We start from the raw sequence: 238 nt of genomic DNA, 5'->3' as shown, positions 1-238 counted from the left end.
CGGGTACCAGCAGGAACGAACCAAAACTATTAAAAATGAAATTGATCATCGTTGTAGCTCTCGCCCTTGTGGCTACCGTCATCGCTGCCCCCCCTACAGAGGACTACCCTAAGGTCGTTCGCTCTGAATTCGACGCCAGCCCCGATGGAGCTTACAACTACAATTTCGAGACTTCCAACGGCATCGTGCGTAGCGAAACTGGTGAGCTGAAGGAGGCTCTCGACGACGACAACAAGCC

The 238-nt window shown here is 52.9% G+C and carries 1 protein-coding gene; it reads left to right on the top strand.

Features of this window, described 5'->3' with window-relative positions; genetic code table 11:
- Positions 1-35: 35 nt before the first annotated feature.
- Positions 36-238 (top strand): chitin-binding domain-containing protein (locus tag F0U47_RS23075; protein WP_223162886.1); only part of this gene is annotated, 203 nt, incomplete at its 3' end.

Source organism: Nocardioides antri, assembly GCF_008373765.1.
GTDB lineage: Bacteria > Actinomycetota > Actinomycetes > Propionibacteriales > Nocardioidaceae > Nocardioides > Nocardioides antri.
This window is presented reverse-complemented; position numbering and strand designations above follow the sequence as displayed.